Raw genomic sequence first — 15,812 nt, 5'->3', positions numbered from 1 at the left:
GGTCTCGGCGTCACACGGCGGACCTCAAGCCTGCCACGTCACCGGCCCCACCAGCCCGTTCGGCGCCTTCGCCTACAGGGCGCGCCGCATCGCGCAGTGGGGGATCCCGGCGTCGGGGAACTCGGGTCCGTACGCCTCGTACCCCAGACGCTCGTAGAAACCCAGGGCGTGGGTCTGCGCGTGCAGGTCCACCGCGGTGAGTCCACGCGCGCGTGCCGCCTCCTCGACGGCCCGCACCAGCGCGGCCCCGACGCCCAGCCCGCGGGCGTGCGCGGTCACCGCGAGCCGGCCCAGGGAGCCGACGGCCGGGTCGCCGTCGCCGTTCCTCGCCGCGGCGGCCGCGCCGTGCAGCAGCCGGCCGGTGCCCAGCGGCACGCCGTCCGCCCGGACCGCCAGGACGTGCACGGCGTCGGCGTCGTAGGCGTCGTACTCGATGTCCTCGGGGACCTTCTGCTCCGCGACGAAGACGTCCTTGCGCACCGCGAAGCACGCCTCCCGGTCACCGAGGTCCTCGGCGACCCGCACCTCGTACGACGGCGCCCGGTCCGGGGCGCTCATCCGTAGGTCTCCTCGCGGACCAGGTCCAGGGCCTGCTGGAGGTCCTCGGGGTAGTCGCTGGCGTACTCGACCCACTGTCCGTCGCCGGGGTGCTCGAAGCCGAGCCGTACGGCGTGCAGCCACTGGCGGGTGAGACGCAGCCGCTTGGCGAGCGTGGGGTCGGCACCGTAGGTCAGGTCGCCGACGCAGGGGTGGCGGTGCGCGGCCATGTGGACGCGGATCTGGTGGGTGCGGCCGGTCTCCAGCTTCACGTCGAGCAGGGAGGCGGCGCGGAAGGCCTCGACGAGGTCGTAGTGCGTGACCGAGGGCTTGCCCTCGGCGGTGACGGCCCACTTGTAGTCGTGCTGGGGGTGGCGGCCGATGGGGGCGTCGATGGTGCCGCTGGTCGGGTCGGGGTGGCCCTGCACGAGCGTGTGGTACCGCTTGTCGACCGTGCGCTCCTTGAACTGGCGCTTGAGCGAGGTGTACGCCCGCTCCGACTTGGCGACCACCATCAGGCCGGAGGTGCCCACGTCGAGGCGGTGCACGATGCCCTGGCGCTCGGCGGCGCCGGAGGTGGAGACGCGGTACCCGGCGGCGGCCAGTCCGCCGATGACGGTCGGGCCGCTCCAGCCCGGGGACGGGTGGGCGGCGACGCCGACCGGCTTGACGATCACGACCACGTCGTCGTCGTCGTGCACGATCTCCATGCCCTCGACGGGCTCGGCGACCACCTGCACCGGGGCGGGCGCCTGGGGCATCTCGACCTCGAGCCAGGCGCCGCCGTGGACGCGCTCGGACTTGCCGACCACCGATCCGTCGACCTGCACCTTGCCCGCCGCGGCGAGCTCCGCGGCCTTGGTACGGGAGAAGCCGAACATGCGGGAGATGGCGGCGTCTACGCGCTCGCCCTCCAGGCCGTCGGGCACGGGCAGGGTACGGATCTCGGGAATCGTGCTCACCCGTCGAGTATGCCGGACGGGTCGGACACTCCCGACCGCGCGCTCGGCCTCGTGGACGGTCAGTCCTCGTGGACGGACAGTCCCCGTGGACGGACAGTCCCCGTGGACAGACAGTCCTTGTGGACGGTCAGTCCTTGTGGACGGTCAGTCCTTGTGGACGGTCCCGTCCGGGTCGAGGCCCCGGAAGGAGAGGATCACGATCAGGATGCCACCGCAGACGATCGCCGAGTCGGCGAGGTTGAAGACGGCGAAGTGCTTGGGCGCGATGAAGTCCACGACCGCGCCCTGGAAGACGCCGGGCGCGCGGAAGATCCGGTCGGTGAGGTTGCCGAGGGCGCCGCCGAGCAGCATGCCGAGCGCGATGGCCCAGGGCAGGCTGTAGAGCTTGCGGGCGAGGCGGGCGATCACGACGATCACGGCCGCCGCGATCACCGTGAAGATCACGGTGAAGGCCTCGCCGAAGCCGAAGGCCGCGCCCGCGTTGCGGATCGCCACGAACCGCAGCCAGTCCCCGACGATCTCGATGGGCTCCTGGTGCTCCAGCTTGGCGACCACGATCATCTTGCTGACCAGGTCGAGGAGGTACGCGAACGCCGCGACCGCGAACAGCACGGCGATCCGCCGCCTGCCCCGGGGGCGCTCCGGGGGCTGCTCCTGCTCGGAGCCGGGCCGCTCCTGTCCGTCCCCGGCCGCGTCCGGGGTGTCCGGCGTACCGATGATGCGCTCCGCCTCTGCCACGTGAGTCCCTCAACCTAGGTACCTGACTGAGGACGAGGGTACGGCACGCCTTCCGTCCCGTACCTGCTCAGTAGCGGCGCTCCTGCTTCTGCTTGCACTCGACGCACAGGGTGGCCCTCGGGAAGGCCTGCATGCGCGCCTTGCCGATGGGGTTGCCGCAGTTCTCGCACAGGCCGTAGGTGCCCGCGTCCAGGCGTTCCAGGGCGCGCTCGGTCTGGGTGAGCACCTCGCGCGCGGTGGCGGCCAGCGCCAGTTCGTGCTCGCGCGTGATGTTCTTGCTGCCGGTGTCCGCCTCGTCGTCGCCCGCGCCGTCCCCGGAGTCCCGCATCATGCCCTGCAGCGACCGCTCGGAGGCGTCGATCTCGGTGCGCAGCCGGTCGGCCTCGGACTGCAGCTCCCCGCGCGCCTCCTCGGCCTCCTCCGGGGTCCAGGGCTCCTCGCCGGGGCGTACCGCGAGGTCGCCGGGGTCCGCGGCGCCGCGGGCCTTGGGAACGGCGGACTTGGCCGCCGTGGCCGTGCCAGGGGTCTTCTTCGCAACCACCGTCGTGGCTCCCGTCTGCTCCGCGGCCTCGGCCGCGCCCACTTCCTTGGCCCTGCTCGTCTTCGCCGGGCTCTTCTTGGCCGCGGTCTTCTTCGCCGCGGCCTTCTTCGCCGGGCCCTGCTGCTTCACCGCGGCCTTCTTCGCCACGGTCTTCTCCGCGGCGATCTTCTTCGCCACGGCCTTCTCCGCCGCGGCCTTCTTCGCCGCGGTCTTCTTCGCGGCCGTCGTCTTCTTGGCAGCGGAGTTCTTCGCAGTCGCCTCCGACTGCTCTACGGCGGTCTTCTTCGCCACCATGGCCGCGGCCCCTTCACATATTGTGATCTTGCGCGCGAATCGTGCTGGGACGATAAATCGACTCGGGTCCCGCGGCAACGGGGCACGCCGCCGGATTCGCCCGCCCACCGCGCGCCGCGCGGCGAGCATGCATGCGTTGTGCCCAGCTCCCCGCCCGGTAATCCGTCGGGACGGCTGCCGGCCGGACCGCCGGGAGCCGGACACCCGACGGTGGCATTCGGGTCACACCCGGCCGAACGAAGGCGTACGGCGCCCCCGCTCCCCGCGGTGCCGAAAACCGGTCGGCCGCTGTCCCCGCGGCGCCGTACACTGGGCGCAGCGAAAAGCGTGGATGGGGACGAGTAGCGGCGTACGCAGCCCAGAGCGACCCGGGGACGGTGTGAGCCCGGGGGCGAGCGCGACGTGAAGATCACCCCGGAGCCGCCGGAAGAAAGCCGTGACGGGACGGTCACGGCGACTAGAACCGGCTCGCGACCCCAATGAGGGGGCTCACCGGAGCACACGACGCACCGGGGAGCCAAGGAGGGTGGTACCGCGGGAGCACGGCTCTCGTCCCTCCGACGGAAGGCAGCACGTCCGCCGGAGGAAGCTCGTTGAATACGCAGCCGCAGTACCGCCAGGTGCCCGCCCAGGTCGACCTGCCCGCGCTCGAACACGCGGTGCTCGACTTCTGGCGCGAGCAGAAGATCTTCGCCAAGAGCCTGGAGCAGTCCGAGGGCCGCCCCGAGTGGGTGTTCTACGAGGGCCCGCCCACCGCCAACGGCATGCCGGGCGCCCACCACATCGAGGCCCGCGTCTTCAAGGACGTCTTCCCCCGCTTCCGCACCATGCGCGGCTACCACGTGGGCCGCAAGGCCGGCTGGGACTGCCACGGCCTGCCGGTCGAGCTGGCGGTGGAGAAGGAGCTCGGCTTCTCCGGCAAGCAGGACATCGAGGCGTACGGCATCGCCGAGTTCAACGCCAAGTGCCGCGAGTCGGTGACCCGCCACACCGACGCGTTCGAAGAGCTCACGACCCGCATGGGCTACTGGGCCGACCTCCAGGACCCGTACCGCACGATGGACCCGGAGTACATCGAGTCCGTCTGGTGGTCGCTGAAGGAGATCTTCGGCAAGGGCCTGCTGGTCCAGGACCACCGCGTCGCCCCCTGGTGCCCCCGCTGCGGCACCGGCCTGTCCGACCACGAGCTGGCGCAGGGCTACGAGACGGTCGTCGACCCGTCCGTCTACGTCCGCCTCCCGCTCACCTCCGGCCCGCTGGCCGGCGAGGCCGCGCTCCTGATCTGGACGACCACCCCCTGGACCCTGGTGTCCAACACCGCGGTCGCCGCGCACCCCGAGGTCACCTACGTCGTCGCGACGAACGGCGAGGAGAAGCTCGTCGTCGCCGAGCCGCTGGTCGCCAAGGCCCTCGGCGAGGGCTGGGAGACCACCGGGCAGTCCTTCACCGGCGCCGAGATGGAGCGCTGGACGTACCGGCGTCCGTTCGAGCTGGTGGAGTTCCCGGAGCCCGCGCACTACGTGGTCAACGCCGACTACGTCACCACCGAGGACGGCACGGGTCTGGTCCACCAGTCCCCCGCCTTCGGTGAGGACGACCTCAGGGTCTGCCGCTCCTACGGCATGCCGGTCGTCAACCCGGTCCGCCCGGACGGCACCTTCGAGGAGGACGTCCCGCTGGTCGGCGGCGTCTTCTTCAAGAAGGCCGACGAGAAGCTGACGGAGGACCTGGACACCCGGGGCCTGCTCTTCAAGCACATCCCGTACGAGCACAGCTACCCGCACTGCTGGCGCTGCCACACCGCGCTGCTCTACTACGCGCAGCCGTCCTGGTACATCCGCACCACCGCCGTCAAGGACCGCCTCCTCCAGGAGAACGAGAAGACCAACTGGTTCCCGGACTCGGTCAAGCACGGCCGGTACGGCGACTGGCTGGACAACAACATCGACTGGGCGCTCTCCCGCAACCGCTACTGGGGCACCCCGCTGCCCATCTGGCGCTGCGAGGACGACCACCTCACGGTCGTCGGCTCCCGCGCCGAACTGACCGAACTGACCGGCACCGACCAGTCCGCCCTGGACCCGCACCGCCCGTACATCGACGACGTCACCTTCACCTGCGCCCACGAGGGCTGCTCCCTCGAAGCGGTGCGCGTGCCGGAGGTCATCGACGCCTGGTACGACTCGGGTTCGATGCCGTTCGCGCAGTGGGGCTACCCGCACAAGAACAAGGAACTGTTCGAGAGCCGCTACCCGGCGCAGTTCATCTCCGAGGCCATCGACCAGACCCGCGGCTGGTTCTACACGCTGATGGCGGTCGGCACGCTGGTCTTCGACAAGTCGTCCTACGAGAACGTCGTCTGCCTCGGCCACATCCTCGCCGAGGACGGCCGCAAGATGTCCAAGCACCTGGGCAACACCCTGGAGCCGATCCCGCTGATGGACCGGCACGGCGCCGACGCCGTCCGCTGGTTCATGGCGGCCGGCGGCTCCCCGTGGGCGGCCCGCCGCGTCGGCCACGGCACCATCCAGGAGGTCGTCCGCAAGACGCTCCTCACCTACTGGAACACGGTCGCCTTCCAGGCCCTGTACGCCCGCACCTCGGCCTGGGCCCCGAGCGAGGCCGACCCGGCCCCCGCCGACCGCCCGGTCCTGGACCGCTGGCTGCTCTCCGAGCTGCACGCGCTCACCGACCAGGTCACGCAGGCGCTGGACGCCTACGACACCCAACGCGCCGGCAAGCTGCTGTCCGCGTTCGTCGACGACCTGTCCAACTGGTACGTCCGCCGCTCCCGTCGCCGCTTCTGGCAGGGCGACAAGGCGGCGCTGCGCACGCTGCACGAGGTCGTCGAGACGGTCACCAAGCTCATGGCCCCGCTGACGCCGTTCATCACCGAGCGGGTCTGGCAGGACCTGGTCGTGCCGGTCACCCCGGGCGCCCCCGAGTCCGTGCACCTGTCCTCCTGGCCGGAGGCGGACCTGTCGGCGATCGACCCGGAGCTGTCGAAGCAGATGGCGCTGGTCCGCCGCCTGGTCGAGCTGGGCCGCGCCACGCGAGCGGAGTCGGGCGTCAAGACCCGCCAGCCGCTCAGTCGCGCGCTGATCGGCGTGACCGGCTTCGACGCCCTCTCCCCCGAGCTGCACTCGCAGATCACGGAGGAGCTGAACGTCGAGTCGCTCGCGTCGCTGAGCGAGGTCGGCGGCTCCCTGGTCGACACGACCGCGAAGGCCAACTTCCGGGCGCTGGGCAAGCGGTTCGGCAAGCGTGTCCAGGACGTCGCGAAGGCCGTCGCGAACGCGGACGCCGCGGCGCTCTCCCTCGCCCTGCGCGAGGGCACGGCGTCGGTGGAGGTCGAAGGTGAGACGATCACCCTCGCCCCCGACGAGGTGATCATCACGGAGACGCCGCGCGAGGGCTGGTCGGTCGCCTCCGACTCGGGCGCGACGGTGGCCCTCGACCTGGAGATCACGGAGGAGCTCCGCCGCGCGGGCCTCGCCCGGGACGCGATCCGCCTGATCCAGGAGGCCCGCAAGAACAGCGGCCTCGACGTGGCCGACCGGATCGCCCTGCGCTGGACGGCCACCGACCCGGCGACGATCGCCGCCCTGAGCGACCACTCGGGCCTGATCTCCGACGAGGTCCTCGCCACGGACTTCGCACAGGGCGAGGCGGACGACACGTACGGGCAGCCGTTCACGGACGAGGGCCTGTCCCTGACCTTCCGGCTCCGCAAGCAGTAGCCGCCCAGCGGCACCTGGGCCCGGCTCCCTCCACGCGAGGGGCGCCGGGCCCAGTGCTGTCTGTCGGTGCGGGCCGAAGGGTGGGTGTCACTCGCCGGCGCCGGCGGGGTGCCTCCCCCACTCTCGGCTTCTCCCCCACTCTCGGCTGCGCTCGCGCGGGAGGGGCCCCATGAGCGGGAGGTGCCCCCACCGCCCACCCGTGCCGCCCTGGGGGGTACCTCCCAGGCCGTTCAGGCACTGGGGGAGGCACGACTGCCCGCAGCCGGGCAGGCATGCAGAAGGGCGGGCCCCGGGTCGAAAACCCGGGGCCCGCCCTGAACGCTGCCGACTGCTACGCCGTACTACCGTTCGTCAACCTGTCAGTTGTCGTCCTCGTCGATGAGGAACCCTCGCATCGGCGACGGCGCCTGCCCCATCGGCGACGGGCCCTGCGGCCGCACCGGAGCCATCGGCTGGGTCATCGCCGGCGACATCTGCTGCTGACCGCCGTAGGACGGCCCGTTCTGGCTCGGCCCGTTGCCCATCGACTGGTTGCCGCCGCCGTACGACGGGGCACTCGCGCCGGCCGGTGCCATGGAAGGCGCCGGGGACGGCGGCAGGGAGGCCGTCGCGGGCGTACGCGGCGGGGCGAGCGAGTCGTCCGCCTGGGTCTCCAGCTGACGCAGCTGCGACTCCAGGTACGACTTCAGCCGCGTCCGGTACTCGCGCTCGAAGCCGCGCAGGTCCTCGACCTTGCGCTCCAGCGTGGCGCGGGCGGACTCCAGGGAGCCCATCGCGACGCGGTGCTTCTCCTGCGCGTCCCGCTCCAGGGCGTCGGCCTTGGCACGGGCGTCCCGCTCCAGACCCTCGGCACGCGAACGCGCCTCGCCGACGATCTTGTTGGCCTCGGAACGGGCCTCGGCGATCGCCTGGTCGGCGGTCTGCTGGGCCAGCGAGAGGACCCGGGCGGCACTGTCGCCACCGGGGCCGCCCTGACCGGGCATGCCACCGGGACCACCGGGGCCGCCGTGCCCCTGCGGGCCGCCCATGGGGCCGCCCATCGGGCCGGGGCCCATCTGGCCCTGCATCGGACCGGGGCCGCCCTGGCCCATCGGCCCCGGACCCTGGCCCATCGGGCCGGGACCCTGCGGGCCACCCTGTCCGCCGGGGCCGGCGGGCAGCTGCGGGGCACCGCTCGGCAGCTGGGGCGGACCACCCATGGGGCCACCCATCTGCTGCTGCGGCGGGCCCGATATGCCGGCGGGCACCGGAGCGCCGGGACCTCGCATGCCCTGCTGGGGCATGCCGCCCTGCTGCGGCGGCCCCTGCTGCTGGTGCTGCTGCTGCTGATCCTGCGGAGACTCCGGGGGCTTGCGCATGTTCTGCTGGTTCTGCGCGGCCGCGCGCGTCGCCGCGGCCAGTTTGGCGCGCAGGTCCTCGTTCTCGCGGAGCAGTCGGGTCAGTTCGGCTTCGACCTCGTCGAGGAAGGCATCGACCTCGTCCTCGTCATAGCCTTCTCGGAGGCGGACGGTCGTGAACTGCTTGTTCCGCACGTCCTCGGGGGTCAACGGCATCTCTTCACCTCAACGTTGTCGTCGGCATTCGGCAAGCCCGTATCTCTCTCATCGATCACAGCCGGCTCACGATCGAGATCAGGATGTAGACGATGATCATCAGTACGAAGAAGGACAGGTCGAGCGCCACGCCCCCGAGACGCAGCGGCGGGATGAACCGCCGCAGAAGCTTCAACGGTGGATCTGTGACGGTGTAGGTGGCCTCCAGAACGACCACCATCGCCTTGCCGGGTTGCCACGAGCGGGCGAACTGGAAGACGTAGTCCATGACCAACCGGAAGATGAGCACGATGAGGAAGCACATCAGCGCGATGTAGACGACATCCAGGACCACGCTCATGACCTGTGCTTCCCTCTCCCCTGAACCATCTCTCGGACCCGTTGTCGGATCCGCGTTCTTGCTCTGTACCGGTGGTGCGTCTCAGCTCTGGTTGAAGAACCCGCCCTCTGCGATGCGGGCCTTGTCCTCCGCCGTGACATCGACGTTAGCAGGAGACAGCAGGAACACCTTCTGTGTCACCCGCTCGATACTGCCGTGAAGACCAAACACCAAACCGGCCGCAAAGTCGACAAGTCGCTTCGCATCTGTGTCATCCATCTCAGTGAGATTCATGATCACCGGAGTGCCCTCACGGAAGTGTTCCCCGATGGTACGGGCCTCGTTGTAGGTCCGGGGGTGAAGTGTGGTGATCCGGTAGGGCTCTCGTTCGGACACGACCTTGGGCATGATGACCGGTGCGCTCTTTTCCAGGCTTGCGCGTTCTTGTGTGATGGATGCCACGGGCGCGATACGCGCCGGGCGCCCCGATTCCGCCGCGAGCGAAGTGGCACGGGGCACCGGCTCACGCTGTGCGGGCGGTTGTACGACTCGTACCTCTTCGTCCCTTAGGGGCTGATGTGAACCCAGCGGCTGGTGCGCCGGTTCGTGCCGCCGGTGATCCCGCTCGGGCTCCGGGTCCAGTTCCGGTTCGAAGTCGTCGTCGGGGTCGAACCCCCGGCCGTCGTACCCATCGTCCTCCACGAGGCCGAGGTAGACCGCCATCTTGCGCATCGCGCCGGCCATGCTCTGAGTCCTCCGCTCTGTGGTGGATCGGCTGACGACTGCCAAATGCCCGCGATCCACGAGGTCGTTGCCTCCGCCTTTCGGCGGTAATGACCATATTTTCTGCTGTGGTCCGACTTCTTGGCGACGTTACCCGAGCCTTGGGCGGACTCCGAGTACCGCACTGCCGACGCGCACATGTGTCGCTCCGGCGGCCACGGCCTGCTCGAGATCCGCACTCATCCCTGCGGAGACCATGTTCGCAGCCGGATGGGTTCGGCGCACGTAGGTCGACAAATCCATGAGGCGCTCGAACGCCGCCTGTTGGCGCCCCGCATACTCGCCGGTCAGCGGGGCCACGGTCATCAGCCCGTCGAGCCGCAGCCCCTCGGACCGGGCGACCAGGTCGGCCAACTCTTCGATTCCCGCGGGCGAGACACCACCGCGCTCGCCCCGCTCGCTCTCCCCCGCGTCGAGCGCGACCTGGAGGAGGCAGCCCACCTCGCGCCCGGCCCGCACGGCTTCCTTCGACAGGGCCGTGACGAGCCGGGCACGATCGATGGACTGCACGACGTCCGCGTAACCGACCACGGAGCGCACTTTGTTGGTCTGCAACTGGCCGACGAAATGCCACGAAAGCGGCAGATCCGAGCATGCGGCGGCCTTGGGCGCCGCGTCCTGGTCGCGGTTCTCGGCGACGTGACGGACGCCGAGTCCGGAGAGGAGGCGCACGTCGTCCGCCGGGTAGGTCTTGGTGACCACGATCAGGGTCACCTCGTCGCGGCGGCGCCCCGCGGCCGCGCACGCGGCGGCGATGCGCTCCTCCACTTTCGCCAGATTCGCGGCGAGTTCCTGCTTACGGTCCGTCATGCCCCATCAGTCCAGCCAGACGTAGCCGGCGAGCCGCCCGGTGGTGCGGTCGCGTCGGTACGAGAAGTGATCCTTCGACTCCAGGGTGCACACCGGCGACTGCGCCCGGTCGCACACCCCGAGGCGTTCGAGCTGCGCGTGCACGCCGGCGCTCACGTCGACCGCCGGTGTGCCCCAGCTCGTCTCGCCGTACGCCGCCGGTTCGACGTCGGCGACCTCGGCCCGCATCCGCTCCGGCACCTCGTAGCACCGGCCGCACACGGCGGGTCCGGTGCGGGCGACGATCCGGGCCGGGTCGGCGCCGCGTTCCGTCATGGCCCGTACGGCGGCGGGGACGACCCCGGCGACCAGGCCGGGCCGGCCCGCGTGGGCCGCGGCGACGACGCCGGCGACGGGGTCGGCCAGCAGGACGGGCACGCAGTCGGCGGTGAGGACGGCCAGGGCGAGACCCCGTTCCGCGGTGACGACCGCGTCGACCCGCGGAACCGGGCCGTCCCCCCAGGGCCCGTCGACCACGGCGACGTCGGCGCCGTGCACCTGGTTCATCCAGACGACCCGGGCCGCCTCGACGCCCAGCGACTTGGCCGCCAGCTCCCGGTTGGCCATGACGGCGCCGGGGTCGTCGCCGACCGCGCCGCCGAGGTTGAGCTCCTCGTACGGAACGGCGCTCACCCCGCCCCACCGGTCGGTGAAGCCGAAGTGCGCGCCGTTCACGGTGTCGCGCTGTCCTATCACTTCAGGAAGTCCGGCACGTCCAGTTCCTCGGCGGCGCTGTCCGAGTAGGTCCGGGACGGCGGCACCGGCGGCGCGGAGACCGGCGGCAGGTCGCTCACCGGCTCCGGGGCGGGGGCCGGCTCCGGGTCCTCCTTCGGCTTGACGCTGCCGAGCGAGCCGAAGGACGGACGGCTCTCGGTCTGCCGTACCGGGGCGGGCTCCTCGCGCTTGACGGAGGAGGAACCGAGGACGTTGTCCCGCTTGGACGGCGGCTGGCCCCCGTCGAAGCCGGCCGCGATCACGGTGACCCGGACCTCGTCGCCCAGGGCGTCGTCGATGACCGCGCCGAAGATGATGTTGGCCTCGGGGTGGGCGGCCTCGCTGACCAGCTGGGCGGCCTCGTTGATCTCGAACAGGCCGAGGTCGGAGCCGCCGGAGATGGAGAGCAGCACGCCCCGGGCGCCGTCGATGGAGGCTTCGAGCAGCGGCGAGGAGATCGCCATCTCGGCCGCGGCCACCGCACGGTCGTCGCCGCGGGCCGAGCCGATGCCCATGAGGGCCGAACCGGCCTCGGACATGACCGACTTCACGTCGGCGAAGTCCAGGTTGATCAGGCCCGGCGTGGTGATGAGGTCGGTGATGCCCTGCACACCGGACAGCAGCACCTGGTCGGCGGACTTGAACGCGTCGAGCACGCTGACCTGGCGGTCCGAGATGGACAGCAGCCGGTCGTTGGGGATGACGATGAGGGTGTCGACCTCTTCGCGGAGTTCGGCGATGCCGTCCTCGGCCTGGTTGGCGCGGCGCCGCCCCTCGAAGGTGAACGGGCGGGTGACCACGCCGATGGTGAGGGCGCCCAGCGAGCGGGCGATGTTGGCCACGACGGGCGCGCCGCCGGTGCCGGTGCCGCCGCCTTCACCGGCCGTCACGAAGACCATGTCGGCCCCCTTGAGGACCTCCTCGATCTCCTCGCGGTGGTCCTCGGCGGCCTTGCGGCCGACGGCCGGGTTGGCTCCGGCGCCGAGTCCGCGGGTGAGTTCGCGGCCGACGTCGAGCTTGACGTCGGCGTCGCTCATCAACAGAGCTTGCGCGTCGGTGTTGATGGCGATGAACTCGACGCCCTTGAGACCGACCTCGATCATCCGGTTGATGGCATTGACACCACCGCCGCCGACACCGATGACTTTGATGACTGCGAGGTAGTTCTGCGGTGCTGCCACGTCGAAGGCCTCTCGCCTCGAGTTACGTGTCGTCGATGCGCCGGAGCACTGCTGCCCCCGCGACCCGACGACTGATGCCGAATGGGACGGTCCGTAGCGCCGACCCGAACCCTAACGCTGAAGTTTAGGGTTACCAGTGTGTCCGTTCCTTGGAGTCTTCTGAACAGGACACTAAGTCGACAAGTGGCGCACGTTCAACGAACACGCCGAACCTCCCGTTTTTCTTTTCACCCTATGTGATCAGCCGTAGCGCTGCCCAACCAGGGTGCTGGCCTGCGCGTATACCCGTCAACTCCCTGATGACGCCGGGGCGGTGGGCGCGCTCACGTCGAAGTGCCGCGCGTCGGGCGTCGCTTTCATCAGCGCGGTGAGCACACGCGCCTTCCGCACACCCTGCTCACCGCTCCCCCACGCCACCGTCCGGCCGCCGCTCAACTCCAGCGAGATGTCGTCGTAGGAACGGACCTTGACGACCCGTGCGTCCTTCGCGACCGCGTCCGGAAGGCGGCCGGCCACCCGCACCGCTTCACGCACCAGACGGTCCTCGTCGAAGCGGCGCAGACTCGCCGCCGCCGTTCCGGAACGGGCGGGCTCCAATTTCAGCGTGGGAACGCCTTTCGGCGCCCGGGAAACCGTGGCGAAACGGACGCCTTCGTCGTCCACTTCCACGAACTTTCGGCCCTTTTGGGCAATCAGGACCGGGGTACGCTCCGTCACTTCGAGCTCGATTCCGTGCGGCCAGGAACGCTCCACGCCGACCTCGTCGATACGGGGCAATTCCCGTCGCAGCCGTGCCTCGAGCTCGCCGGTGTCGACGGAGATCAGCGGGTCGCCGACGGGCACGTCGGCGGCCTCACGCACCTGCGCGGGTGTCAGGACACGGGTCCCCGAGACCGACACGCTGTCCACGCGCGTCCAGTTCGAGCCGTAGAGCAGCCAGACGGTCCCGCCCGCGACGAACACGAGGGCGACCGCCAGGATGATGATCGTACGAAGACGGGGCGGGCCGAACCGCCGCGCCCGGGGCGGGCCGGACGGTTTCCGCTGGCGTACACCGCGCTCGGCGGCGGTCGGTCCGGCCACGCTCCCTGCCCTCCGTCATTCCTGACTAGCGGTGCGCACGGGCGGCGATCGCCTCGTACACCATGCCGACGAGCAGGTCGTCGGCGTCCCGGCGGCCGAACTCGGCGGCGGCACGGGACATCTCGTACAGCCGGTGCGGGTCGGAGAGCACGGGCAGGACGTTGTGCTGCAGCCACTCGGGCGTCAGTTCCGCGTCGTCCACCAGCAGTCCACCGCCCGCCTTGACCACCGGCTGGGCGTTGAGCCGCTGTTCGCCGTTGCCGATGGGCAGCGGAACGTAGGCGGCCGGGAGCCCGACGGCGGAGAGTTCGGCGACGGTCATCGCGCCCGCACGGCACAGCATCATGTCGGCCGCGGCGTACGCGAGGTCCATCCGGTCCAGGTAACTTACCGGGATGTACGGGGGCATCCCCGGCATCTGGTGTACCTGCGGCAGTTCGTTCTTCGGGCCGACCGCGTGCAGGATCTGGATGCCCGCCTGCTGGAGCCAGGGGGCGACCTGCTGGATCACCTCGTTGAGCCGCCGGGCCCCCTGCGAGCCGCCGGTGACCAGCAGCGTCGGCAGATTGGGGTCGAGCCCGAACGCCGCCCGGGCCTCGGGGCGCACGGCGGCCCGGTCGAGGGTGGCGATGGAGCGGCGCAGCGGGATGCCGATGTAGCGGGAGTTGCGCAGCTTGCTGTCGGGGGTGGAGACGGCGACCTGCGCGGCGTACCGCGAACCGATCTTGTTGGCCAGACCCGGGCGGGCGTTGGCCTCGTGGATGACGATCGGCACACCGAGCCGCTTGGCCGCGAGGTAGCCGGGCAGGGCGACGTAGCCGCCGAAGCCGACCACGGCGTCCGCCTTGGTGCGCTCCAGGATCTGCTCGGCCGCCTTGATGGTGCCGCGCAGCCGGCCCGGGACGGTGATCAGTTCGGGGGTGGGCTTGCGCGGCAGCGGGACGGCCGGGATCAGCGCCAGCTCGTACCCGCGCTCGGGTACGAGGCGGGTCTCGAGGCCGCGTTCCGTGCCCAGGGCCGTGATCCCCACGGTCGGATCCTGCCTGCGCAGGGCGTCCGCGAGGGCGAGCGCGGGCTCGATGTGGCCCGCGGTTCCTCCGCCGGCGAGTACGACATGCACCGAAATTCACCGCTCTCCGGACGAGCGCGCCGCTGAGGCACGCCGTCGCATCGTGTTCCAACTCCGGGGGCTCCGCTTGGAGCCGGTACCCCCGGCCCCCCGCTTTCTACCAAAGCGAGGTTGCCGCAGCGCAAGCGCCGCCCGCGCACCGGGCTCGTCGCGCGCGAAGGCGATCAGCAGTCCGATGGCGAACATGGTCGGCAGCAGGGCGGAACCCCCGTAGGAGAACAGCGGGAGGGGGACACCGGCGATCGGCAGCAGCCCGAGGACCGCACCGATGTTGATCACGGCCTGGGCCGTGATCCAGGTGGTCACGCCTCCCGCGGCATACCTCACGAAGGGGTCCTCCGTGCGTCCGGCCACGCGGATACCCGCATAGCCTAGAGCCGCGAAGAGGGCGAGCACCGACAGCGTCCCCGCCAGGCCCAGTTCCTCACCGGTGACGGCGAAGATGAAGTCGGTGTGGGCCTCGGGGAGTTGGCCCCATTTCTCCACACTGGCGCCGAGCCCCGAACCGAACAGTCCGCCCGAGGCGAGGGCGTAGATGCCGTGCACGGCCTGCCAGCAGGAGTCGTTCGGACCGGGGTCGGCGGCGAACAGGCAGCCGAGCCGGGCCATGCGGTTGGGGCTGGTCTTGATGAGGATGAAGCCGAGCAGCACGGCGATCGAGAGCACACCGGCGAACAGCCGCGTGGGCGCGCCCGCGAGCCAGAGCAGGCCGAACAGGATAGCCGTCAGGATGATCGCCGTACCCATGTCGCCGCCGAGCATGATCAGCCCGAGCAGCATGAACGCGGCCGGCACGAGCGGCACCAGCATGTGCTTCCACTGCGTCAGCAGCCTCTTGTCCTGCTTGCGGGCCAGCAGGTCCGCGCCCCACAGCACCAGGGCCAGCTTGCCGAACTCGCTGGGCTGGATCTGGAAGGAGCCGCCCAGCGAGATCCAGTTCTGGTTGCCGTTGACCGCCATCCCTATCCCCGGCACCTGCACGAGGATCATCAGGAAGACGGCACCGGCGAGGATCGGGTACGCCAGCGCCCGGTGCAGTTTCACCGGCATCTTCATGGCGGCCACCAGCAGCCCGGCGCCGATCAGCGCGGCCAGGGCCTGCTTGCGGAAGAAGTACGACCCCGGCAGCGACAGCTGGAGCGCGGTGATCTGGGAGGCCGAGTAGACCATCACCAGGCCGAGCACGGTGATCAGCGCACTGCCGCCGGAGATCAGGTAGTACGCGGTCAGCGGCCGGTCCCAGGCGCGGCGGACGCGTTGGTAGAGGCGGAGCGCGGGGTTCTCGTGCCGCGGGCCCGGCGCGGCGGGTCGTTTGACGGTCCGCTGTACGGGCGGACGTCCGGTACGGCTCTGGGGACTACCCGGCATGCGGGCCTCCGCTGTACGTCG

At 70.7% G+C, this 15,812-nt stretch carries 14 protein-coding genes; 1 reads left to right on the top strand and 13 read right to left on the bottom strand.

What is annotated here, in order from left to right; genetic code table 11:
* Window positions 1–72: 72 nt before the first annotated feature.
* From ACZ7G3_RS10265 to ACZ7G3_RS10250, 4 genes are all read right to left on the bottom strand, one after another.
* Window positions 73–558, bottom strand: coding sequence for a GNAT family N-acetyltransferase (locus tag ACZ7G3_RS10265; RefSeq protein ID WP_470924640.1), 486 nt, complete (start codon window positions 556–558; stop codon window positions 73–75).
* A complete protein-coding gene (locus ACZ7G3_RS10260) occupies window positions 555–1,499 on the bottom strand; it encodes an RluA family pseudouridine synthase (RefSeq protein ID WP_426598372.1) in 945 nt (314 codons plus the stop codon). The genes ACZ7G3_RS10265 and ACZ7G3_RS10260 overlap by 4 nt, the downstream gene beginning before the upstream one ends.
* A gap of 144 nt (window positions 1,500–1,643) precedes the next feature.
* Entirely contained in the window at window positions 1,644–2,237 is a 594-nt protein-coding gene (gene lspA / locus ACZ7G3_RS10255; RefSeq protein ID WP_470924638.1) for a signal peptidase II, read from the bottom strand.
* Between the two features lie 67 nt (window positions 2,238–2,304).
* Window positions 2,305–3,072, bottom strand: coding sequence for a TraR/DksA family transcriptional regulator (locus ACZ7G3_RS10250; protein WP_426598374.1), 768 nt, complete (start codon window positions 3,070–3,072; stop codon window positions 2,305–2,307).
* 593 nt (window positions 3,073–3,665) lie between these two features.
* Between ACZ7G3_RS10250 and ileS the strand changes: the two genes are divergently transcribed.
* Window positions 3,666–6,812 carry an isoleucine--tRNA ligase gene (gene ileS / locus ACZ7G3_RS10245; protein WP_470924636.1) on the top strand — a complete coding sequence of 1,049 codons (3,147 nt, stop codon included), beginning with the start codon at window positions 3,666–3,668 and terminating at the stop codon, window positions 6,810–6,812.
* A gap of 359 nt (window positions 6,813–7,171) precedes the next feature.
* On the opposite strand, the gene divIVA is transcribed toward ileS, so the two are convergent.
* The 9 genes from divIVA to ftsW form a co-directional block, all read right to left on the bottom strand.
* On the bottom strand, window positions 7,172–8,365 hold the full coding sequence (gene divIVA / locus ACZ7G3_RS10240; RefSeq protein WP_426598376.1) for an apical growth/hyphal branching protein DivIVA: 1,194 nt from the start codon (window positions 8,363–8,365) through the stop codon (window positions 7,172–7,174).
* Between the two features lie 55 nt (window positions 8,366–8,420).
* Window positions 8,421–8,705: a YggT family protein gene (locus tag ACZ7G3_RS10235; RefSeq protein WP_007448661.1), complete on the bottom strand. Its 285-nt coding sequence runs from the start codon at window positions 8,703–8,705 to the stop codon at window positions 8,421–8,423.
* A gap of 81 nt (window positions 8,706–8,786) precedes the next feature.
* Window positions 8,787–9,428 carry a cell division protein SepF gene (locus tag ACZ7G3_RS10230; RefSeq protein ID WP_426522923.1) on the bottom strand — a complete coding sequence of 214 codons (642 nt, stop codon included), beginning with the start codon at window positions 9,426–9,428 and terminating at the stop codon, window positions 8,787–8,789.
* Between the two features lie 129 nt (window positions 9,429–9,557).
* Window positions 9,558–10,277, bottom strand: coding sequence for a YggS family pyridoxal phosphate-dependent enzyme (locus tag ACZ7G3_RS10225; RefSeq protein WP_426598377.1), 720 nt, complete (start codon window positions 10,275–10,277; stop codon window positions 9,558–9,560).
* A 6-nt stretch (window positions 10,278–10,283) separates the two neighbouring features.
* Window positions 10,284–11,012 (bottom strand): peptidoglycan editing factor PgeF, encoded by a 729-nt coding sequence (pgeF, locus tag ACZ7G3_RS10220; RefSeq protein ID WP_470924634.1) that lies wholly within the window; start codon window positions 11,010–11,012, stop codon window positions 10,284–10,286.
* Complete coding sequence (ftsZ, locus tag ACZ7G3_RS10215) at window positions 11,009–12,211, bottom strand: cell division protein FtsZ (RefSeq protein ID WP_470924632.1); 1,203 nt, start codon at window positions 12,209–12,211, stop codon at window positions 11,009–11,011. The genes pgeF and ftsZ overlap by 4 nt, the downstream gene beginning before the upstream one ends.
* Before the next feature lie 288 nt (window positions 12,212–12,499).
* Complete coding sequence (gene ftsQ, locus ACZ7G3_RS10210; RefSeq protein WP_470924630.1) at window positions 12,500–13,294, bottom strand: cell division protein FtsQ; 795 nt, start codon at window positions 13,292–13,294, stop codon at window positions 12,500–12,502.
* Between the two features lie 25 nt (window positions 13,295–13,319).
* Complete coding sequence (gene murG / locus ACZ7G3_RS10205) at window positions 13,320–14,414, bottom strand: undecaprenyldiphospho-muramoylpentapeptide beta-N-acetylglucosaminyltransferase (protein ID WP_426598381.1); 1,095 nt, start codon at window positions 14,412–14,414, stop codon at window positions 13,320–13,322.
* A 6-nt stretch (window positions 14,415–14,420) separates the two neighbouring features.
* A complete protein-coding gene (ftsW, locus tag ACZ7G3_RS10200) occupies window positions 14,421–15,791 on the bottom strand; it encodes a putative lipid II flippase FtsW (RefSeq protein ID WP_426598382.1) in 1,371 nt (456 codons plus the stop codon).
* Between the last annotated feature and the right edge of the window lie 21 nt (window positions 15,792–15,812).

It is taken from the genome of Streptomyces sp. NPDC037271, assembly GCF_055603605.1.
Note: the sequence above shows the minus strand (reverse complement) of the source record. Positions and strands in the feature narration are given on the sequence as shown.

Coding starts and splice junctions, on each gene's coding strand:
- ACZ7G3_RS10230 (WP_426522923.1), bottom strand. CDS start 9,428: ATGGCCGGCGCGATGCGCAAGATGGCGGTCTACCTCGGCCTCGTGGAG.
- ACZ7G3_RS10225 (WP_426598377.1), bottom strand. CDS start 10,277: ATGACGGACCGTAAGCAGGAACTCGCCGCGAATCTGGCGAAAGTGGAG.
- divIVA (WP_426598376.1), bottom strand. CDS start 8,365: ATGCCGTTGACCCCCGAGGACGTGCGGAACAAGCAGTTCACGACCGTC.
- ftsW (WP_426598382.1), bottom strand. CDS start 15,791: ATGCCGGGTAGTCCCCAGAGCCGTACCGGACGTCCGCCCGTACAGCGG.
- ACZ7G3_RS10250 (WP_426598374.1), bottom strand. CDS start 3,072: ATGGTGGCGAAGAAGACCGCCGTAGAGCAGTCGGAGGCGACTGCGAAG.
- ACZ7G3_RS10265 (WP_470924640.1), bottom strand. CDS start 558: ATGAGCGCCCCGGACCGGGCGCCGTCGTACGAGGTGCGGGTCGCCGAG.
- ACZ7G3_RS10235 (WP_007448661.1), bottom strand. CDS start 8,705: ATGAGCGTGGTCCTGGATGTCGTCTACATCGCGCTGATGTGCTTCCTC.